At 33.1% G+C, this 21,487-nt stretch carries 16 protein-coding genes; 3 read left to right on the top strand and 13 right to left on the bottom strand.

Annotated elements, in window-relative coordinates; all coding sequences use genetic code 11:
- Window positions 1-201: 201 nt before the first annotated feature.
- The gene (locus tag ATO12_RS07500) at window positions 202-1,734 is read right to left on the bottom strand and encodes a GH3 auxin-responsive promoter family protein (protein ID WP_034240897.1); all 1,533 of its coding nucleotides are present in this window, start codon (window positions 1,732-1,734) and stop codon (window positions 202-204) included.
- A gap of 146 nt (window positions 1,735-1,880) precedes the next feature.
- Here ATO12_RS07500 and ATO12_RS07505 point away from each other — a divergent pair, with 146 nt between their 5' ends.
- Entirely contained in the window at window positions 1,881-2,675 is a 795-nt protein-coding gene (locus ATO12_RS07505) for a DUF2797 domain-containing protein (protein ID WP_034240900.1), read from the top strand.
- Here ATO12_RS07505 and ATO12_RS07510 read toward each other — a convergent pair.
- The 8 genes from ATO12_RS07510 to ATO12_RS07545 all read right to left on the bottom strand — a co-directional run bounded on the left by ATO12_RS07510 (window position 2,672) and on the right by ATO12_RS07545 (window position 12,615).
- A complete protein-coding gene (locus tag ATO12_RS07510) occupies window positions 2,672-4,084 on the bottom strand; it encodes a pyridoxal phosphate-dependent decarboxylase family protein (protein WP_051575698.1) in 1,413 nt (470 codons plus the stop codon). The two genes, ATO12_RS07505 and ATO12_RS07510, sit on opposite strands and share 4 nt — an antisense overlap.
- Window positions 4,085-4,233: 149 nt before the next feature.
- The gene (locus ATO12_RS07515; protein WP_034240902.1) at window positions 4,234-4,872 is read right to left on the bottom strand and encodes a LysE family transporter; all 639 of its coding nucleotides are present in this window, start codon (window positions 4,870-4,872) and stop codon (window positions 4,234-4,236) included.
- A 120-nt stretch (window positions 4,873-4,992) separates the two neighbouring features.
- Entirely contained in the window at window positions 4,993-5,433 is a 441-nt protein-coding gene (locus ATO12_RS07520) for a hypothetical protein (RefSeq protein ID WP_131248787.1), read from the bottom strand.
- A gap of 65 nt (window positions 5,434-5,498) precedes the next feature.
- Window positions 5,499-6,758, bottom strand: coding sequence for a hypothetical protein (locus ATO12_RS07525; protein ID WP_051575670.1), 1,260 nt, complete (start codon window positions 6,756-6,758; stop codon window positions 5,499-5,501).
- A gap of 486 nt (window positions 6,759-7,244) precedes the next feature.
- On the bottom strand, window positions 7,245-7,682 hold the full coding sequence (locus tag ATO12_RS07530) for a hypothetical protein (protein ID WP_051575671.1): 438 nt from the start codon (window positions 7,680-7,682) through the stop codon (window positions 7,245-7,247).
- A 33-nt stretch (window positions 7,683-7,715) separates the two neighbouring features.
- Complete coding sequence (locus ATO12_RS07535; RefSeq protein ID WP_131248788.1) at window positions 7,716-8,984, bottom strand: hypothetical protein; 1,269 nt, start codon at window positions 8,982-8,984, stop codon at window positions 7,716-7,718.
- A gap of 217 nt (window positions 8,985-9,201) precedes the next feature.
- Window positions 9,202-11,829 (bottom strand): AsmA-like C-terminal region-containing protein, encoded by a 2,628-nt coding sequence (locus ATO12_RS07540; protein ID WP_034240904.1) that lies wholly within the window; start codon window positions 11,827-11,829, stop codon window positions 9,202-9,204.
- A 78-nt stretch (window positions 11,830-11,907) separates the two neighbouring features.
- Window positions 11,908-12,615 (bottom strand): queuosine precursor transporter, encoded by a 708-nt coding sequence (locus ATO12_RS07545; RefSeq protein ID WP_240486108.1) that lies wholly within the window; start codon window positions 12,613-12,615, stop codon window positions 11,908-11,910.
- Between the two features lie 101 nt (window positions 12,616-12,716).
- Between ATO12_RS07545 and folK the strand changes: the two genes are divergently transcribed.
- A complete protein-coding gene (gene folK / locus ATO12_RS07550; RefSeq protein WP_034240905.1) occupies window positions 12,717-13,844 on the top strand; it encodes a 2-amino-4-hydroxy-6-hydroxymethyldihydropteridine diphosphokinase in 1,128 nt (375 codons plus the stop codon).
- A 2-nt stretch (window positions 13,845-13,846) separates the two neighbouring features.
- Here the strand turns inward: folK and ATO12_RS07555 are convergent, their stop codons facing one another.
- From ATO12_RS07555 to ATO12_RS07570, 4 genes are all read right to left on the bottom strand, one after another.
- Complete coding sequence (locus ATO12_RS07555) at window positions 13,847-15,175, bottom strand: dipeptidase (RefSeq protein ID WP_034240907.1); 1,329 nt, start codon at window positions 15,173-15,175, stop codon at window positions 13,847-13,849.
- Window positions 15,176-15,311: 136 nt separating this feature from the next.
- Complete coding sequence (locus tag ATO12_RS07560; RefSeq protein ID WP_081801998.1) at window positions 15,312-17,504, bottom strand: T9SS-dependent choice-of-anchor J family protein; 2,193 nt, start codon at window positions 17,502-17,504, stop codon at window positions 15,312-15,314.
- Window positions 17,505-17,636: 132 nt separating this feature from the next.
- Window positions 17,637-18,164, bottom strand: coding sequence for an RNA methyltransferase (locus ATO12_RS07565; RefSeq protein ID WP_034240910.1), 528 nt, complete (start codon window positions 18,162-18,164; stop codon window positions 17,637-17,639).
- 36 nt (window positions 18,165-18,200) lie between these two features.
- The gene (locus tag ATO12_RS07570) at window positions 18,201-18,569 is read right to left on the bottom strand and encodes a four helix bundle protein (RefSeq protein WP_034240911.1); all 369 of its coding nucleotides are present in this window, start codon (window positions 18,567-18,569) and stop codon (window positions 18,201-18,203) included.
- 281 nt (window positions 18,570-18,850) lie between these two features.
- Between ATO12_RS07570 and mutS the strand changes: the two genes are divergently transcribed.
- Complete coding sequence (gene mutS / locus ATO12_RS07575) at window positions 18,851-21,442, top strand: DNA mismatch repair protein MutS (RefSeq protein WP_034241337.1); 2,592 nt, start codon at window positions 18,851-18,853, stop codon at window positions 21,440-21,442.
- Window positions 21,443-21,487 lie beyond the last annotated feature (45 nt).

Genomic DNA, 21,487 nt, shown 5'->3' on the forward strand with positions numbered 1-21,487 from the left:
TTAATATGAAAAAGAGAGCCTAAAAAATGATTTGATATTTTTTAGATCAAACGCTTTTTTTGAACGATGAAATACTAATTTTTTTGTTAAAAACGACAATTCTTACATAATTTTTTTACGGTTTAACCGTAATTATTTATGTATTTATTTATGATTTTTATGGAAAAAAGATCGATTTAGAAAGACTTAACTATTTCTTAATCAAGGAGAATAAGAACTCACATTGTTTAGTGCAATTAGCTCATCGATATACGTTCGTTTATTAGAAAGTCTTGGTACTTTATGCTGCCCTCCCAGTTTATCATTCTTTTTTAACCAATCATAGAATAGATTTTGTCTTGCAATACGTATATGAAGAAGGTTAAGCGTTGTGTTGTTGTATCTTTTGGCTTCATAATCACTATTTACCTGTTGCAGATTTTGATCAAGAATATGAGTAAATTCTTTAATATCTTCGGGGTGTTTCTTAAATTCAATGATCCATTCATGTGCACCTTTTTCACGTCCTTTCATAAAAATAGGAGCTACGGTATAATCTACAATCTCACTATTAGTGATTTTGGTTGTCTTTCTAAGTGCTTCTTCTGCATTTTCGATAATAAGCTCCTCTCCAAAGACATTAATATGATGCTTGGTTCTTCCTGATACCTTGATTCTATATGGATCTATAGAAGTAAAACGAATAGTATCTCCAATTTTATAGCGCCATAATCCAGCATTAGTGGTAATGATAATGGCATAATTTTTTCCAACCTCTACTTCGCTTAACGGGATCACTTTTTCAGTTTTGGTACCATAGGTGTCCATAGGTATAAACTCATAAAAAATCCCATAATCTAACATCAATAATAGCTCAGAAGAATTGTTATGATCCTGGATAGCAAAGAAACCTTCAGAAGCATTATATATTTCGTAATATTTAAAAGAATTTCTGGGTAAAATTTTGCTGTACTGATCTTTATAAGGTTCGAAGCTTACCCCTCCATGAAAATATACTTCGAGATTATTCCAGATGTCGAAAATACTTTCATTTCCTGTAATTTCAAGCACTTGATTAAGTAAAACCAGCATCCAGGAAGGGACACCTGCTAAACTGGTTACATTTTCCTGAATAGTCTCATTAACAATAGCCTTCATTTTATACTCCCAATCACTCATTAATGATACTTCGTTACTTGGGGTAGAGCTAAACTCTGCCCAAAAAGGCATATTGTCTATAATTATTGCAGATAAATCTCCAAAAGAAGTTCCGTTTTCTTTATACAATTCTTTACTACCTCCTAATCTAAGACTTTTTCCTGTAAAGAGTTTTGATTCCTCATTATTGTTAAGATACATGCATAAGAGATCTTTTCCGGCTGCAAAATGACAATCTTCTAGTGATTCTTCGCTAACAGGAATGAATTTACTTTTAGCACTGGTAGTGCCACTGGATTTTGCAAACCACTTGATAGGAGTGGGCCAAAAAATATTATGTTCACCCAAACGACTTCTTTCGATTATTGATTCATAATCTTCATAAGACCGTATGGGTACCCGTTCTTTAAAAGTTTCATAATTATTTATAGTTGCAAAATCATAGTTTTTTCCAAATTCTGTATTCTTAGCTGTTTCTAATAGCACATGCAGCAATTCAAGCTGAACCTCATTGGGATACTTAAGAAAAAGCTCCATTTGATGAAAGCGTTTTTTTAAGAACCAGCTGGCTATAGAATTAACTAATGGGATTGGCATTTTTTAATGTATATTTAGGCAGAAATAATGTATATCAATTCTTAATATAAAACCGGGAATACATTATTTTTGTTGTTGTCAATTAGAAACTAAAATAATAAAAATAATCACATTCTTCTTATTAGATTATTATATAACGAAATTTTATGCAATATCAGGGGGTACTAACAAAAATGCAAACAGAAATTAATGATCCTATTCAATATTATTTGGTTTTCGAATCCGATTTTATTCACATGAATCAGTTATTGGATAAAAAAGTACGAATAGAATTTGTAGGATATCAGTGCCTTGCCTGTGGTGAAAATAAAAAAATATTTAGACAAGGTTATTGTTATGATGACTTTTACAACCAACCTCAGGTGGGAGATTGGGTAATGCGTCCAGAGTTAAGTACTGCACATTTAGGTATTGAAGATAGGGATTTAGAATTTGAAAAAAAGGCACAACTTCAGCCACATATCGTATATCTGGCTAATTCTAGTAATGTTAAGGTGGGAGTAACCAGAAAATCCCAGGTGCCTACCAGGTGGATAGATCAGGGAGCTCATGAGGCAATAGAAATTGTTGAGGTTCCTAATCGATATTTGGCAGGTATTACCGAAGTGGCTTTAAAAGAAAAGGTTGCCGATAAAACAAATTGGCGTACTATGCTTAAAAATGAAATAACAGATGAAGACCTGATCTCTTTTAAAAACAAGCTAAAAGATTTTATTCCTAATGAGGTAAAAGAGTATTTTGTCGAAAATGGTAAAGAAACTCAACTTCGTTTTCCTGTACTTCAGTACCCTAATACTGTAAAAAGCCTTAACCTCGAGAAAACACCAGAATATTCTGGTGTGCTAAAAGGTATTAAAGGACAATATCTTATTTTTGAAGATAATACAGTATTTAATGTGAGAAATAACGAAGGATACGTGGTTAGTTTAACAATAACCTAGCATGGCTCTTTTGTAATCAAAGCCAATTCTTCTTTTCCGTAGATTTCACATTGTTGTAATGTACTTTTAATATCATCAATAGTTGTTCTTGGGTTTATAAGGCACATTCTAAGTACGATCTGACCTTGCAAAACTGTAGTTACCAGTATTGCTTCTCTAGAATCGACTATTTTTTTAGAAATATTCTGATTGATACGATCTAATTCTTCTTCAGAAAGTTGATGGCCAATAGGATGATATCTAAAGTTAATTATAGCTAATGTAGCCGGCGATGTAATTTCCCAATATGTACTTTTTCGTAAAAGCGCTTCAGTTTGTTCGGCAAGATCTATATTGTATTGTATAGCTTTTCTAAAAGATTCGAGGCCAAACGTTTTTAATGACATATAAAACTTTAAAGCACGAAAACGTCGGGTTAATTGAATACCATGATCATAAAAATTAATTTCAGATTCATTACCTTCTATATCTCTTAGATACTCTGGTTTTTCACTAAATGTACCACTTAACCAATTATGATCTTTAACCAATAAACAACCCATTTCATAAGGTTGAAAAAACCACTTGTGCGGATCTACAGTTAGAGAATCTGCTCGTTCGATACCTTTTAAAAGCTTTTTTCCTTTATTTGCCAAAATTGCTGCACCTCCGTATGCTCCATCAACATGCATCCATAAATTTTCTTCCTGGCAGATATCCGCAATTTCATCCAGAGGATCTACAGTTCCTGTATTGGTAGTTCCTGCAGAAGCTATTATGCAAAACGGTTGAAATCCTTCTAAACGATCTTTGGCAATTACATTTTTTAATTTGTTTAAAGAAACTTTAAACTCCAGATCTGTAGGAATAAGTCTGATTTGTTCTTTTTTAAAACCAATTACTTTGATCGCTTTTATGTTTGAAGAATGAGCTTGATCCGATAAGTAGATGATTGCTTTAGAAAAATCTTCTCCACATTTTACTCTTCTGGCTGTTACCAATGCGGTAAGATTTGCCATAGAACCCCCACTGGTAAATATTCCTCCTCCCATTTTTGTTGGAAACCCAAAAATCTTAAGCAACCAGTTCATAACTACTATTTCTAATTCTGCTGCTGCAGGAGAAGCTGCCCAGCCACCAGAAAATATATTAAAACCTGTGGCAATGGTATCAGCCATAGCACTTATGTAGTTACTTGGGCCAGGTACAAAAGAATATGATTTTGGATGAGACACAATACTACTGTTCGGAATAACTTGATCCATTATAAAATCCAGAACTTCGTTTGCAGGAGTAGGGTGATCAGGAAGATCTTCTGTTAATAAAGAATCCATTTCTTCTCTTGAAGCAATAGTTACAGGTTTTTTTGAGTTCTGAGTCTCAAAATGATCCACAATATGATCTATAATCTTATATCCGTAGCGTTGCATTTCTTCTTTTGGCAAGCTTAACTTAGAGTTGAAATCGTCTTTATTCACAGCAATATAATTTTATCAGAATTGCTGGCAAATATAAAAACACTTAACAGATAATTACTTGTATAAATGGTTTAAAAAATGGTATTTTGGTATAGCTAACTTCATTCTGCCAAAAAATTGATGCCTTGAAAAATAGAAATAACAACCAGGATTATTCCTATAATCTTAGAAAGCTTTGCTTTTGAATCGCCAGGTTGTTGTGCAATTTTGTTTCCCCATCGACTATAAAAATATAATGTTCCTATTTTTCCTAAGTAGACCCCAAGAAAGAAAAGAAAAAGAGAGATGAGTGGATTTTGAACCGTGAGTTTAAAAACATATTTGTTTACCAGTGAAATAGCTAAAACCCAGTAAATGATTACAGGAGGGTTTAATAGAGCTAAAGAAAAACCAGTAAGGAATTTAGATTTGGATAATTTTAATTTTTTGGATTTATGTTTGGTATTTATTTTATTCTTAAAAAGTAAAAAATATACACCAATAGAGAAGAAAAGTATAATGAACGTAATTTGAATCCACTGATTTTCTCGAAAAAAATCAGATAATTCCATACTAGAATGCAATGCAAAAAGAGCCAATAGTACTTCACCAATTCCGGCTGCCAGTGCTATGTAGGAAGCGTTTTTAATATTTTCTTTTACAGAGGTATGAATAACAGCCAGATTAACTGCTCCCAGAGGAAGTGCTCCTATTACAGCAGTAACAATTCCTAATAAGAAATATAGTACAGATAGTGTCATAAATTCTTAGTAGTTATAAACAAAGTAATCTTACAATTGGATAAAACAATAGAAGCGGCAACTGCCGCTTCTAACCCTAAGTAAAAATATGATAATTTAAACACATTACTAATTTAATTTTTAAAAGTTTCCGTTAACTCCAATCCTCATTTTTTTAATGACTTCTTCATAGTAGAGGATTGTCCAGATAATTTTTTCTGTATCTGCATAAGGAACCAATTCTTCAATAGTTTCTTTGGTAACTTCTAAATTTTTTTGTGTAGACTCTTTATTATTTCTAAGAATTTTTAGATGTCGAGAATCTTCTTTAATACCAATATCACTTAGCCTTACACCAGGTTCATTGGTAAGTGATAGGAGTGGGAGTATAGTGATGATCTCTTCGACCCGATCCTGATACAGTTTTACGAGTTGGCCTTTCTTTAAGGCTTGCAGATCACTAATTGTGTGAAATTTATTAGTCTGACTCCTTTGCGTAAAGAATATGGCTTCATTTACGTGTTGTGCATAAATTGTACTTGTTGCAAGAAAGAAGATTAAGCTTGTTAATATTTTTGACATAGTGTTTGTAATATACATTCGATTTTGATTGATTTTATACAGTAAAATCAGAGCAAACTATTTTATTATTGCATCACCATATAATTGTTTAATGATTTTTTTAACTGAAACTTAGGTACAATAGAGCTTTTTGGGTCATTAAATAAATCATTTACACCTACAAAGCTTTCAGTAAATCTGTTGTATTTTAAAATATCCAAGGCTCCGTTAATCGCTGTATTACTTGTAGTTATTCCTTTACCATGAATATTAAAAAAACTATTATCCATCATAAATGCTTTTTGTATTACGGCTAAAGATGTATATGATTTATCAAATTTAACAACATCAGAGAATCCAGATATTTTAGAATTGTGTATATATGTTATTGCCGAATTAGATGTAGAAATAGCTGCAGTGGTATGTTGGTAATTGGTCTTGTCAGACAAGTTAACAAGAGTTGCATTAGCAATCGTAACATCTGTTATCGCATCTGGTTTAATGTAACCAAGTTCTGTATTGTATCCATCAATTTCGATAGCATACGATCCCTGAGGGCTGTTAATGTATGGATGTCTTATAGCAAGAACATTCTTAATTGTTCCTCTAAAACCTTCAGAAATTTGATAATCATCATCTTGCGCTTTAAGGGAAACCAGATTCTGAATATTATTTTTTCCTCCATGAATATTATAAGAATCCTGGCCCGAATAACTAACCATGATATCTTTTACAATAGAAGAAGTTCCTAAACCATATAAAGATAATCCATTAGATCCATTGTTTCCAGAAAATTCGATTCTTACAAATCGTAGTATTGTTGTTTCTTCATTTATATTATTTCCACCATAAACAGAGTACTGGGGGTTAAAATCGCCTTCAAGTATACCATTACCCGAAACTGTATTTACTTTTCCGGATCCGGCAATAATTATACCTCCCCAATCTCCACTGTTTCGGGATTTAGGAGCTTTGCTGGATGTAAAAACGATAGGATACGCTTTGGATCCTGCTGCAATCAATTTTGAACCTTTAGAAATAATAAGATTTGCAGGATTCTCATGATCACATCGTATAATTGTTCCTTCTTGAATAGTTAAAGATGCACCATTCGTTACATATACATCACCAGACATTGAATACACAATATCATTTCTTAAATAAGTGTGATCCATTATAATGTTAGGTAGTTTCTCTTCAGCTTCTGGATAGTCAGTTTTATTAGGCGTAAAATTTGTCCATCCCTTGACCCATCTGTCATTATTTTCATTAAAATCTTGTGCAATAGCTAGATTAGAAATTAGTAGTAGGATAAAAGCTGTTAATAGAGAACATCTTTTTTTCATAATAGTTTATTTTGGGGTTAAACTTTATTTGGAAGAAATTTCTCTCTCCCAATTTTGGGACTACTAAGATATAAGAGTTTTAACAAAAATGGTTACGTGTTTACCGTAGACTTTGTACGTTAGTCGTTATTTTAACTTAAATTAGCAAAATATTATGAGTAAAATTCCTACATAATTATTTTTTATGTTGTTGATAATCAAAAAATTAACGAATGTCTATTGGATTTTCGTAAATATTAAACAACTTTAGTTAGTAAATTCGGTTTTTGCTAAAAAAGGGGCGTTTACCCCCGTTTTTGGACACTATTTATAAGTAGTTTTTCTATTAAAAAATGCATTTAAGAACAAAAAAAGACGATATATTACATACAATGAATATGGTTTGTAAGTAAAAAGTATTTTGAAAACCTATGTATAAAAAAATCAGCTTATTGATTTTAAGCTGATTTGATTTATGTGGATAGAAATATCTACTAATATATTTGATTAAAAATTTCCATTAGCGCCTATTCTAACTTTTTTAATTACTTCTTCAAAATATAAAATACCCCAAATGATCTTTTCTGTATCCGCATAAGGAATAAATTCTGAGATTAGGTTTTTATTACTTTCGGTCATATCTGTAGTCATCGTGTGATGCTTGTTCAGCGATTTTAAATGGTCAGAACTTTCTTTAATACCAATATCAGACAATTTAACACCAGCTTCATTGGTGAGAGCTAGATAAGGTAGAACAGTTATTATTTCGTTAATACGATCTGTATACAATTTAACAAGTTCACCTTTTTTTAGGTCTTCTAATTCATCTATAGTGTGAAACTTCTTGGTTAATGCCTTTTGCTCAAAAAAAACATTCTTTCTTGTTTGAGCATAATTAAGGTTGATAATAAAAAATACAAAGAAAGCGGTACTAAATAATTTCATTATTGTGATGATTTTAAGTGCATATATTCAAATTTACTGCATTACAGTATAATTTTCCGAATCCTTTAGCGTAAATATTGGTTTTTTTTGATCAAATGGATCGGTAAATAGGTCGGCGGCACTTTTAAAATGATTGGTATACATATTATATTTCAATAATTGATCGGTATTTATAGTAGCACTATATTGTGTGAGGACTGATTTACTATGTACATTAAAAACACTATTTTCTAACGAGAAATACTTCTGAAGATCTGAATAAGATTTGTAGGTTTTATCAAATTTTACAACATTAGCAAAACCAGATATACGCATGTTGGTAAGATTGAGTTTAGCTAAATTCTTAGACGAAATTGCAGCTGTAGTATGTTGGTAATTATTTTGATCGGATAAGTTGATCAAAGTTGCATTTTTGATACGTATGTTTGATAATGCTTCTAGATCGATAAACCCTTCTTTTTTATCATATCCATCTGCTTCGATAACATAAGAACCACTAACATCACTAATGTACGGATGTCTAATTGCAAGAATATTGCTTAACTCTCCATTATATCCTAATGTAAAATCATAATCATCATCTTTTGCTTTGTAGGAGATTAGGTTAGACATGTTCACGCGACCTCCAAAACATTCGAAAGAATCATCTGCCGAATAACTAATCATAACGTTGTTTATAATCGAATTACTTCCTAATGCATAAAGAGATAATCCATTTAATTCTTTGGATTGATTAATTTTTTTTCCTGCATATTCGATACGAACATACGACATCATAGTTGTTAATTCATTTTCTTGTGTTCCTCCGTACGAAGAATATTGAGGTAGAAAATTTCCTTCTATAGTTTTAGATACCGCAGGCGAATTAATAATACCGGATCCGGCAATTATGATACCACCCCAATCTCCGGCTTTTCTGGATTTTTGGGCTTTATTTGATGTAAATACAATTGGAAACCCTTTTGTGCCTCTTGCAATTAATTTAGAACCTTTGGTTATTACCAGACTTGCTGCATTTTCGACGTCACACCTGATTATTGTCCCTTCTTGTATCGTTAAAGTAGCATTATTAATTACATAAACATTTCCAGACATTAGATATGTCACATCATTTTTTAAATAAGAGTTACTATCAATAATATTAGGAAGCACTTCTTCTGGCTCTGGATACTCTCTTTGATTAGGATCAAAATTTGTCCATCCTTTAATCCAGCTCATTTGATTGTCATTAATTTCTGTTTGTGAGAATGATAAAAAGGAAAGAGAATAAAAAAGAATTATGGGAATACTCTTCAATTTCATAGCTAGGGGGATTTAGTTTTGCAGTAAAATTATAACTATATGTATACTTATATTGTAGGTATAAGATTACTAAATTGTTAACGTATCTTTAACACATGTATTGCTCCTCTAGCTATGTTTTTATTAAGAGAGAATGTTAATAACTTTAGTTACTTATAGCTTTAGTCATGTGTTTTATATTGGGCATATATGCACTAAAATCTTGTTCTACACACTATTAATTCTTTGTTTTTGTAGAATCTTTTTTCTTTTTCTTACCTAAAAACCCTCCTAAGATATTTTTTGCAGTATTTTTTAAAGTTTCTTCGGTATTGTTAGTATTTGCGTTAGAAGAATCATTTTGGTTTTTAGAATTTCCTAATAGATCTGTTATTACTTTCTGACCCTTACCAATAAGCTCTCCTTTTACTTTTTCTTTCTGTTTGTCTACTATTTGTTGTGTGAGTTGCTTTATTGCGAGATCTGTATTTAAATTAATCTTTGGGTTTTTAAAATTACCAGAAAGCCCAATTGGTAGTCCAACGGTCATAGTATTTGCTTCTTTTTGATCAAGTTGTGAGATTAGGTTTCCAACCTCGCTGCCTAGATATTTGGCTGGTACATCTAGTTTGATGTTATAATTCATGTTTTGATCAAAACTATGATCTCCACCAGCTGTAATCTTTATCCCCTTAACATCAAATTCGAAGGGTTTAACATTAATTTTTCCATCATCAAAACTTAGATTAGTTTTAATGTCTTTTAAGTTTAATTGATCGATTTCTAAAAAATTAAGCTGGTTGTCTAATGTAGCCAAAAATGGAGTTTTAGTTGTAGATACCTGGGCATTAAGAATCTCGGCAAGTGCTTTACCTTTTAATGAGGTTAAAACCGGAATAAGGTTCTCGTTAAGTTTACCATTCAGGTTAATTTTGGTAGTCAGGTTACCTGTAAGTGCTTTTGCGATAGGAGCTAAACCTTTTATTAATTCTAAATTATTAAAAGACTTTACAATATCAATTTTACTTAAGTCCAGAGCCATGTCAAAGGTAGGAACTTTGGCCTTGGTAGATACATTACCATTAAGAGCCATCCCTCCATCAAAAATATTAGAAGTCACGTTTTCTAAATAAGCGGTTTCATCTTTTATTTTTACGGTCCCTTTTGTGTTCTGTAATTCTAAATTATCGTAGAACACTTTTTTGGTATCAAAGTTTAGCGTGGCATCCAGAAAAGAGGGAATTCTCATAGTTTCATCTTCTGTTGTACTTGCAACCTCTTCTTCGGATTCTTGTTCACTCACCATAAAATCATCTACAGCAAACACATTAGAATTTACATTAAAATCGCCTTTTAGGTCTTGTTTTGCAAATAAGAATCCCATTAGGTTTTGTATAGTACCTGTGGCAGCAAGATCTGATCTTCCTGTAGTGGCCTGCATTTTGTCTAATGAAATAGTTTCTGGTGTAAAACTTACATCAGCATTTTCAATTTTTATTTCATTTGGTGTATCAGTAGAAGCGTACGTAAATTTAGAAATACTGGCAGTACCAGAGCTTTTTATATTTTGATATTGTTCTTTTTCTAAAGATTGCATATCAAAATGAGTTTTGACATCTGCATTAACAATTCCATTTACTTTTTCTTCGAGTTGTAAAGGATATGCCTGATTCAGGTTAGCCAGGTTTAATGTGCCTTTCAGCATCATATCTACAATCATATTTTTAGTTAGATTTCGCAGACTACCTTTGGCAGCAAAAGAATCCTGATCTATTTTGAAAGTTAAATTGTCGATATTGATATAGGTGTCATCTACCAATCCTGTTTCATTTTTAATCTTAGTGTCGATATTTATATTTTTAACGCCTTTTGGTAAATCAGGATATTTAAAAGAAGCATTACTTGATGCAATCTTGATGTCCATTTTTGGGATATAGGTGTCATCAGATTTTCCTTTGATGATTCCGTTAATAGAAAAATCTCCACTAGTTTGTACGCCATCTAGGTTTTTGACATAAGTTTCGGGAATAACGGCTAGGAAATTCTTAAAATCAGATGAAGGAGTTTTAAAGCTGAGATCTACATCGGTGTATTTTTCGAATAACTGAACATACCCCGCAAATTCAAGAGGTAATCGATTAACCAGGGCTTTGTTTTCTTTGAAAGAATAACGCTGATTCTCAAGATCTAATTCTATTTGGGCATCAAGTTGTAATTTGTTTTTGTTTAGATATTTGGTGCCATCAAGATTTAATGAGGCTTCTGTATTCGTTTTAGTATCTAAGATTATTTTCTCTCCAGAGATGGATCCATCACCACTATGATTAAGATCGGTCATTGCTAATATAGTTTTACTTATATCATCTCTAAATAGAATTCTACTATCATTTATTTCATAATGATCTAAAGCAAAGGTAAAAGCACCACTTTCTTCTTCTGGACTAGTTTCTGTAGCATCATCTTGTTTTCTAACAATATCAACATTAGAATTTCCTAATGAGTCAGTCTTGATTGCAATATTGGCTTCATCGATTACTATTTTTTGAACACTAATAGGTTCTGAAGCGTTTTTAAATAATTCTTTGATAGACATATCCAGGGCTATTTTTTTAGAATACGCCAGGGTATCCCCTTCAAAAGGAGTATAATTAATAATTGAAAACTCATCAATAACCACAGATGCTTGCGGAAAGCTTCTGATAAGACTAATATCCAAATTTGCAAAGTCTACTTTTGCATGCACATGCTCATTCACCAGGTAGCGCACTTTGTCCTGGATAGTTCCCTTAAACAAAAAAGGAATTGAGATAATACCTATGATAAATAGTAGTAAAAAAATACCAAGAATTTTGAGGACTTTTTTCATGATAAAATAGCTTTGAGATAAAGTAACGATTTACAAAGATACAATGTTACTTTTTTTAAGTTAACTATTTGTTAGATTTTAAATTTCCAGGGCTAATTCATCACCTTGTTTTAGTTTAAATCGCTTTCTTATAGCATACACACACAGATATAAAATAGGCGTATCTAGTGCAGCAACCAATATTTTAAATAAAAAACCATTAAGTAGCAATACTCCAAAACGATCCCAATCTATAATACCAGCAGAACATAATAACAAAAGAACGGTTAGGGTATCTATAAATTGAGAAGAAAAAGTAGAAAAATTGTTTCGCAGCCAAAGATGTTTTCCTTTTGTAACACGTTTCCAGAAATGAAAAATCTGGATATCGATATATTGTGCAAAAAGATAAGCCATCATTGAAGCAAATACAGCGATTACTGTAGCGCCAAAAACCTGATTAAATATATCGTCATTTATAGGAGACCAGGCAGTTGCAGGTACCGAAGCTGAAGCGTATACAATGAGTAATGAAAAGAAAGATGCAAAAATACCAGCTGTAACAATTTGATTTGCTTTTCTTTTGCCAAATATTTCACTAATTATATCGGTTATCAAAAAAGTAATAGGGTATGGTAGGATTCCTACAGAAATTTCAAAAGTGTATACTCCAAAAAAATCCCAATAAAAGAATTTTTGAAAAATAAGATTAGATACTACTAATGATGAAATGAAAAGCGCGCCAAGTATCAGGTATATTCGATAGGCTGCTCGTTTGTTTTTTAAATTCAGAGGAGTTTCTGTCAAAATGAAATAATAGTTTACTTAAAAATAAGGCGAAGTGATTTTGTTTTGTTTAATTTGTTCTAAAAATAAGGAGTTCTGGTCAGAATATAAAAAATCCAATCTTGAAAACATCCCGTCTTTTACATATTTCGTTAGGAAGTAATATAGGAAATCGTATGGATTTTCTACAGAATGCTATTAATAAAATATATGAATCGATAGGAGATCTGGTTTCGATTTCTGGGGTGTATCAAACTCCGGCCTGGGGATTTAGTAGTGATGATTTTTATAATGCTTGTATTGCAGTGCGTACTTTTCTTTCTGAAAGTGAAGTATTAACAATGCTGTTAGAAATTGAAAATTCTCTGGGTAGAAATAGAACAGATGGTAAAGGATATGAGGCAAGAACGATTGATTTGGATATTATTTTTTCTTCTGAAGGCAGTATAGAAACCAAAAAATTGATAGTTCCTCACCCCGCAATGCAGGGCCGAAAATTTGTATTAGAACCACTAGCAGAGATTGCAGGGGAGATGGTACATCCAAAATTGAAGCAAACTGTAAAACAATTGTTAGATAGTACTTCAGATGATTCAAAAGTGACTTTGCTTGGTGAGAAAATAATGAATCCAAAAGAAAAGTATGCCTTATCCCGCTTTCAATTCCTAACTGTCGAAGGGAATATTGGCGCTGGTAAGACAAGCTTGGCACAATTGATAGCTCAAGAGTTTAACGCAAAACTTATTCTGGAACGTTTTGCAGATAATCCTTTTTTGCCAAAGTTTTATGAGGATATGGAACGTTATGCTTTTCCTCTCGAAATGTCTTTTCTGGCAGATCGTTATCAGCGTTTGCAGGATGATATTGCCCAGTTTGATTTGTTTAAAGATTTTGTAGTGAGTGATTATGATGTATTTAAATCATTGATTTTTGCTAAAGTCACCTTACAATCAGAAGAATTTATGCTGTACAAGAAAGTATTTGACTTGATGTATAGAAATTTGACTAAACCCGGATTATATGTGTATTTATATCAAGATACAGAACGTCTTTTAGAAAATATCAAAAAACGAGGAAGAGACTATGAGCAAAAAATCCCTGCAGATTATCTGGATAAGATCAATAAGGGATATTTGCAATTTATAAAATCACAACCAGAGTTTAATGTAAAAATAATCGATGTATCCAAACGGGATTTTATAGCAAACCGATCTGATTATATTTCGATTATCGAAGAGATTTCAAAATAATATTATCCTGCTTGATTTAGCTCTTTTGCTACTTTTTGTACTTCATCAAGAACACGTAGTAGGTTTCCACTCCATAACTTTTCAATTTGTTCTTCGGTATATCCTCGTTTTACCAATTCCAGGGTTACGTTAAACGTTTCAGAGGCATCGCTCCAACCTTCAATTCCACCACCACCATCAAAATCAGAGCTAATCCCTACATGATCAATACCAATTTTGTCAACCATATAATCTATATGATTCACAAAATCCACAACATCTACAGCAGGAGGAAGATTATTCATTTTCTTTACTTTTTCCCTGCGAATTGTTAGCATTTTCATATAAAAATCATAGTACTTTTCTTTTTCTTCGGCACCAAGCTTAGTTATTTCTTTTCGATCTATCCAGGTTACCCCCATAGAGTCAGCAATTTGCTTGGCTATTTCGACTTCTTTTTTATTTCGTTTTTCAAACTTCTTGGTATTTAGGTACGAAGTAAAAGCTACAGTTTGAACCACACCACCATTTTCTTTTAACCACTGTAATTGCTCATCATCCAGATTTCTACTGTGATCACATAATGCTCTTGCAGAAGAGTGAGAAGCAATGATCGGAGCTTTGGTAAGCTTTATCATTTGTCGCATAGATTCTTTAGAAGGGTGAGAAACATCTATCATGATCCCTGTTTTATTCATTTCTGCAATAACCTCTTTTCCCAGGTCACTTAATCCATTATGTAGCCAAATACCATCTGCCTCACCAGTATTAGAATCACAAAGTTGGCTATGCCCATTATGAGAAAGTGACATATACCTGGCACCAAGGTCATGAAACTTCTTTACATTACCAATATCGGTTCCTACAGGATACCCATTTTCGATGCCAATCATAGCTACTTTCTTTCCTTTTTTGTGAATACGACGAACATCATCAGATGTTAAAGCTAATTCAATTTGATCTGGTGCAATTTCTTCTGCCAGTTTATGGATTGCCTTAAATTTTGACATGGCAATTTCATACGCTTTTTCATACCCTTTAGTTGTTAGGGAATCCTGTCCTGTATAAACAATAAACCAGGCAACATCTAATCCACCCTTTTTCATTTTTGGTAAAGTGATTTGTGAACTAAGATCCTGAGTGTAATTGATAGAATCTGTAAAGTTTTTTACATTAATATCACAGTGGGTATCCAGAGTAATGACTCTATTATGAATTTCTTTTGCTTTGGTGATAAGTTGGTCCTCTGTAACAGTTGATTGATCTCCTGTAGAAGTATCTTTTTTCATATTTTCTTGTTTGCATGAAATGAGTAAGAGTACAATAGCAGCAAAAATTGAAAAGTTTTTCATAATTAGATGTGATTATGCGTTTTATAGTGTTATAAACTTACAAAACAAATTCCAGATGATATTTTTGGTAATAAAAACTGCCCGAAAAAAATCTCAGGCAGTTGTTGGGGTACATTCAAAAAAAACTAAACAAATCTTATCTTTTGATAAATTTTCGAGTTACTTGTCCTTCTTTGTTATTAATGATAATAAAATAAACACCGTTACTTAGATTACTAACATCATAAGCTGTAGTTTCGTTGTTAGAATTTACAACATCAATTGTTTTTCCTAGAAAATCTGTAATGGTAATTTGTGTTTTTTCTCCATTTTTTGAGAATCCAGAACGTTGGATCGATAAAGAACCAGATGTGATAGGGTTGGGATAGATCGTTATCTTTTGATTTGTTGTATGGGTTTCATTATCAGCAAGATCACTGTCTGCAGCACCCGAAGTGATTTTTAAATTGTCGATAGCCATATCACTTCTGTAGCTAGATCCTGTAGTTCCTTTAAGCTGTAATTTTATTGTAGAACCACTATACGCAGATAAGTTTACGGTTTGAGAACTCCAGCTATTTCCCTGGTTTCCATTTTTACTCCACGCGGTGGTCCAGTTTACACCATCATTGGTAGATACACGTACTTCTAAAGTACCCATATTTGATCCGTACATATGATAATCAAAACTAAGTTCTGCATTTGATTCATTGGTTAAATCTACACAAGGACTTGTTAATAAGGCTACTTTATTAGGGTATCCATTGCCACTACCAGAGGCTTCAGTAAAGATATAATTACTGCCGTTAGTTGCAGAAGAAGGTCCTGTGCTAGATGATGGTGTACCATTACTATCAACTGTCCAGTTTATATTATCACTGGTTTCTTGTGTCCATTCACCAATTCCAGATTCAAAACTTTCACTATACGGAAAACTAGTAATCCCATTACATGAAGAAGGGTTGGTTGTAGTTTCCTTGATTTTGATATTGTCAATTGCCATGTCGCTTCTCCAACTCGCTCCTGTTGTTCCTTTAAACTGTAATTTGATTACACCAGAATATCCAGAAAGATTAACAATTGCTTGATTCCAGGTATCTCCTTTATCACCATTTTGTGACCATATAGAGGTATAAGATGTTCCATCATTGGTGCTTATCAAAACTTCTATAGTTCCTATATCTCTACCTAGCATGTGATATCCAAATTCTAGAGACATATTACTAGCCTGGGGTAAATCTATACATGGGCTATTTAATATTGCTGTTTTGTTAGGACTCCCGGCTGGGGTTACATTTGTAGATGCTTCTGTGTAAAGGTAGAAAGATCCGTTTTGTGCTGTAGAAGGTCCTGTTCCCGATGAAGGCGTTCCGTTAGAGTCTCTTGTCCATTCGATGTCATCCCCCGTCGCATTGGTCCAATCCCCTAATCCAGACTCAAAACTTTCGCTATACGGAAAATTATTAATAGTGGTACATACAGGTGGATTTGTTGGACTGGTTAAATAAGATCTGTCTGATTCTAATGAGGCTACAATAGCATTTTGTTGTTGACTAGAGAATCCCCCAGTGCGACAACTTTTACGAGTATAAGACATTACATTGTTTACATCGGGTTGGTATTGATCTCCATTAGCATCTGTTGCTGTTCCGGTGTAATTACAACTAGAATTAACAAGACCACTAAGTCTTGGATCTGCTGGGGTATCACAGAAAAAATCTCCTGCAGAAGAACAGTTTGTTCGTTGCACAAGTTCTCTTCCATTAGACGTAGAGTGTGTATGCAGTATAGAAAAATAATGTCCTAATTCGTGAGAAGAAGTAGAGCCGTTTTGCGAGCAAGAAGCATCTAATATTGCCCGGTTTCCGGTTCCCGGAAATTTAGCAAATCCACAGATGGTAGAACTCCCTGAAGTTACTTCAGAAAAGTAAAAAATATTGATAGCCTCGGCAACTTCGTATTGTACTAGTTGACTATCATTACTTTTATTAAAAGAATTATTCCAGCTAGTCTTGTCAATGTATTTGGTAGGTGCATATTCATGAAATGAAATATTCATCGGAGCATACGTCGCATTTAGTTCATCCATTACATTCTGAATCTGTGCGCTGGATACCGCAGGAGAGCCTCCACTCGAGTTACGCGAGACATGATGTTGTATTGGTAATGATACAGGTGTTGCTAAAGCCTTGTTGCCATTATCAGTAATAGATTTAAGGCGTTTCAGCATAAAAGTATCATAGTTTTTAGGCGGTTCTGCACCACAGTCTTTTTCCTGGGCAAATCCGAATCGTACCGTTGTTAACATGGCGATTGCGAGAAAAACAACTATTTGTTTTCTTGATTTCATAAGTTTGAGTTTGTTAATGTTTTTTAATAGTTCTTATTAATAAAGACGTAAAAAAATCAAACGACCCTTATAAAATCATTATTTGTGTTAAAAAAGTAAGGATAAAGAGGTGAGGTTTTGTTTCGAAGTCTGCTACATCTTATTAAAAATATCCCAAATCACAACCCCTGCACTAACCGAAATATTAAGAGAATGCTTACTACCGTATTGAGGAATTTCAATAACAGCATCACTTTCTGATACAACTTGCTGTTGGACCCCCTTAACTTCATTACCAAAAATGATTGCGTATTTTTGATTACGTTCTGGAATAAAATCATTTAGCATGGTTGCATTTTCTGCCTGTTCGATAGATAAAATGTGTACATGCTGTGATTTAAGATCCTGTATGAGTGCTAAGGTGTCTTTTTGATATTCCCAATCTACAGTATCGGTAGCTCCCAATGCAGTTTTTTGAATATCTTTATGAGGAGGAGTAGCGGTTATACCACAGAGGTATATTTTTTCTATCAAAAATGCATCTGCAGTTCTAAATACAGACCCGATATTATTTAAACTTCTAATGTTATCCAGGATGATAAGTAAAGGAGTCTTTTCTGATGCTTTAAATTCTTCTACGGTCTTGCGATCGAGTTCGCTATTTTTAAGTTTTCTGTTCATTATTAGTTTGCAGTCCTTTAAGTTTAGAGTATGCAGTTATGCAATTGCACCAAATTTATTTGGATTGTTTATCATGTAATTTATTAGATTCCCTACTTCAAGGCTTAATGTAGTAAGCTGATCAAATGTTGGTTGATCTATGTATTTACATGCTAACGAAAATTCTAACCAGGTTTGAGTTTCAGTATTTTCAGCATCACTATCCGTAAGTTTACTAATGAAATGTTTTGGATATCTTCTTTTTCTATAGGATTCAGAAATATTGGCTGTGACACTTCTTGAAGATCGTCTAATTTGATCGGTTAAAGAATATGTTTCCTCTTTTGGAAAAACCTTAGTTATTTCAAAAATTTTCATGGCTAATTCGAATGATTTTTTATATGCCAGTAAACTTTTAAAATCCATAGAGTTTTGAAATTTTATTCAAAGGTATAGTTTTATTGGCAGTTATTAATTTTTTTAGAATTGTATGTTTTTTTGATTTTAATGTTTTCAAATTATGTAGAAACTTTGAAGCTAAATACTGCAAACTTTAGACTGCCTACTTTTAAAATCAAAATTGTGAATAAAATTGAATAACTCCTAACTGCTATATTTCAAAAAAAATAGAAGAATAGCTACTTTAGCATGATTCATAAAATTATACTCCATTGGCAGCAAAAAACGGAAAAAAAGTAACTCCATTAATGAAACAATACAATGCTATTAAGGCTAAGTATCCTGATGCATTGTTATTATTTAGAGTAGGGGATTTTTATGAAACTTTTGGAAAAGATGCAATTAAAGCTGCGGCTATTTTGAATATTGTTTTAACCAAAAGAGGTAATGGGAGTGAGCAGGAAACAGCATTGGCTGGATTTCCGCATCATTCTTTAAATACGTATTTGCCAAAATTGGTTAAAGCAGGTGAGCGAGTTGCTATCTGTGATCAGTTAGAAGACCCTAAACAGACCAAAACCATTGTTAAGCGAGGGGTGACAGAACTTGTAACTCCGGGAGTTGCTCTTAATGATGAGGTGTTACAGAGCAAAACTAATAACTTTTTGTGTGCGTTGCACTATGGGAAAAAAGAATTAGGAGTAGCATTTCTGGATGTTTCTACAGGAGAATTTCTTACCGCTCAGGGTGATGTAGCGCATATGGATAAGTTGATGCAAAACTTTAACCCGAGTGAGGTTCTGATCAGTAAGCCAAAAAAGAAAGATTTTGAGCAAGATTTTGGATATGATTTTCATACATTCTTTATTGAAGATTGGGTGTTTAAACCTGATTATGCAGATGAGACTGTAAACAAACATTTTGGTACAAAGACATTAAAAGGGTTTGGAGTGGATCACTTGCAGGAAGGTATTATAGCAGCAGGTGTAATTCTTCACTACCTTGGCGAAACCCAACATCATAAGTTAAAACATATTACAGGAATCCAACGTATTGCAGAAGATCAGTATATCTGGATGGATCGTTTTACGATACGTAATCTCGAGCTATACCATGCTAATGCAGCAAATGCGGTAACCTTACTTGATGTTATAGATAAAACGATCTCACCAATGGGTGGTCGTACGTTAAAACGTTGGTTAGCACTGCCACTTAAGAATATTACTGCTATCCAAAAACGTCATGAGGTAGTACAGTTTTTTTTGAATAATACAACATTACATCAAAAAATTCAACATCAGATTAAGCAGATAGGAGATATTGAACGATTGATTTCTAAAGTAGCTACCGGAAAAGTAAACCCTCGTGAGGTTATACAGCTTAAAAATTCTTTGGAAGCAATTGTGCCTATAAAATCACAAGCATCAAATAGTGATAATGAAGCGCTAAAAGTAATAGGAGAAACGCTGAGTGACTGTGAGCTATTGCGCAATAAGATCAAAGAGACTTTAAATGAAGAAGCTCCTGTAAATGTTCTGAAAGGAAACACTATTGCTAATGGATATTTAGAAGAATTAGATGAGTTAAGGTCTATTGCTTTTTCAGGAAAAGATTATTTGGATAAAATGCTGGAGCGGGAAACCGAAACTACAGGCATTACTTCTTTAAAAATAGCTTCGAATAATGTATTTGGGTATTATATCGAGGTTCGAAATACACATAAAGATAAAGTTCCTGATACCTGGATTCGTAAACAAACCCTGGTAAGTGCAGAACGTTATATCACAGAAGAACTTAAGGAATATGAAGCCAAAATTCTTGGAGCCGAAGAAAAAATTCTGGCATTAGAACAACAATTATTTAGTGATCTCGTACTCTGGATGAGTGAGTATATCAAACCAGTACAGCTAAATGCTACTTTAATAGGGCAACTGGATTGTTTATGTTCTTTTGCTCAACTTGCTACAGAAAATCAATATGTACGTCCTCTAATTGATGAATCGTATGATTTAGAAATTAAAAATGGTAGACACCCTGTAATCGAAAAACAATTACCCCCAGGTGAACAATATATCGCTAATGATGTCCTATTGAACAGAGATAATCAACAAATTATTATGATCACTGGGCCCAATATGAGTGGTAAGTCTGCAATATTAAGACAAACTGCACTAATTGTGTTATTGGCACAAATGGGATGTTTTGTTCCTGCAGAAGAAGCAAAAATAGGAGTGATTGATAAAATATTTACCAGGGTAGGAGCAAGTGATAATATCTCTATGGGAGAATCTACATTTATGGTAGAGATGAATGAGACTGCCAGTATCTTAAATAATATATCCGATCGTAGTTTGGTGTTATTAGATGAGATTGGCCGAGGAACCAGTACCTATGATGGAATATCTATTGCCTGGGCAATTAGTGAATTCTTGCATGAGTACCCTGCAAGACCTAAGACCTTATTTGCTACGCATTATCACGAGTTAAATGAGATGTGCGAGACTTTTGGCCGTATTAAAAATTATAATGTATCTGTAAAAGAACTAAAAGACACTGTTCTTTTCTTACGTAAATTAGTTCCTGGTGGTAGTGAGCATAGCTTCGGGATTCATGTAGCCAAAATGGCTGGAATGCCTCAACAAGTGTTACATAGAGCGAATAAGATGCTTAAGAAGCTCGAAAAATCGCATAGTAGCGAAGAGCTTACCGATAAGATTAAAGGGATGCAGGAGGAAGATAAGGTGCAATTGAGCTTCTTTAATTTGGATGATCCTTTATTAGAAGAAATCAAAGAAGAAATTTTAGATATCGACATTGATACACTTACTCCTGTAGAAGCATTAATGAAACTTAATGAGATTAAACGCATGTTAACCAGGAAGAAAGCATCACAAGTGTAAAAAAAATCATTCTTTTTTGTAAAAAGACTTTGGTATTACTAGAAT

It is taken from the genome of Aquimarina atlantica, assembly GCF_000626715.1.
GTDB lineage: Bacteria > Bacteroidota > Bacteroidia > Flavobacteriales > Flavobacteriaceae > Aquimarina > Aquimarina atlantica.

Bases quoted from the DNA above. Each gene is read 5' to 3' on its own strand.
- ATO12_RS07510 (WP_051575698.1), bottom strand. From the start codon at position 4,084: ATGCAACGCTACGGATATAAGATTATAGATCATATTGTGGATCATTTT.
- ATO12_RS07570 (WP_034240911.1), bottom strand. From the start codon at position 18,569: ATGGATTTTAAAAGTTTACTGGCATATAAAAAATCATTCGAATTAGCC.
- ATO12_RS07535 (WP_131248788.1), bottom strand. From the start codon at position 8,984: ATGAAATTGAAGAGTATTCCCATAATTCTTTTTTATTCTCTTTCCTTT.
- mutS (WP_034241337.1), top strand. From the start codon at position 18,851: ATGAAACAATACAATGCTATTAAGGCTAAGTATCCTGATGCATTGTTA.
- ATO12_RS07525 (WP_051575670.1), bottom strand. From the start codon at position 6,758: ATGAAAAAAAGATGTTCTCTATTAACAGCTTTTATCCTACTACTAATT.
- ATO12_RS07500 (WP_034240897.1), bottom strand. From the start codon at position 1,734: ATGCCAATCCCATTAGTTAATTCTATAGCCAGCTGGTTCTTAAAAAAA.
- ATO12_RS07520 (WP_131248787.1), bottom strand. From the start codon at position 5,433: ATGTCAAAAATATTAACAAGCTTAATCTTCTTTCTTGCAACAAGTACA.
- ATO12_RS07530 (WP_051575671.1), bottom strand. From the start codon at position 7,682: ATGAAATTATTTAGTACCGCTTTCTTTGTATTTTTTATTATCAACCTT.
- ATO12_RS07540 (WP_034240904.1), bottom strand. From the start codon at position 11,829: ATGAAAAAAGTCCTCAAAATTCTTGGTATTTTTTTACTACTATTTATC.
- ATO12_RS07565 (WP_034240910.1), bottom strand. From the start codon at position 18,164: ATGAACAGAAAACTTAAAAATAGCGAACTCGATCGCAAGACCGTAGAA.
- ATO12_RS07560 (WP_081801998.1), bottom strand. From the start codon at position 17,504: ATGAAATCAAGAAAACAAATAGTTGTTTTTCTCGCAATCGCCATGTTA.
- ATO12_RS07505 (WP_034240900.1), top strand. From the start codon at position 1,881: ATGCAATATCAGGGGGTACTAACAAAAATGCAAACAGAAATTAATGAT.
- ATO12_RS07515 (WP_034240902.1), bottom strand. From the start codon at position 4,872: ATGACACTATCTGTACTATATTTCTTATTAGGAATTGTTACTGCTGTA.
- ATO12_RS07555 (WP_034240907.1), bottom strand. From the start codon at position 15,175: ATGAAAAACTTTTCAATTTTTGCTGCTATTGTACTCTTACTCATTTCA.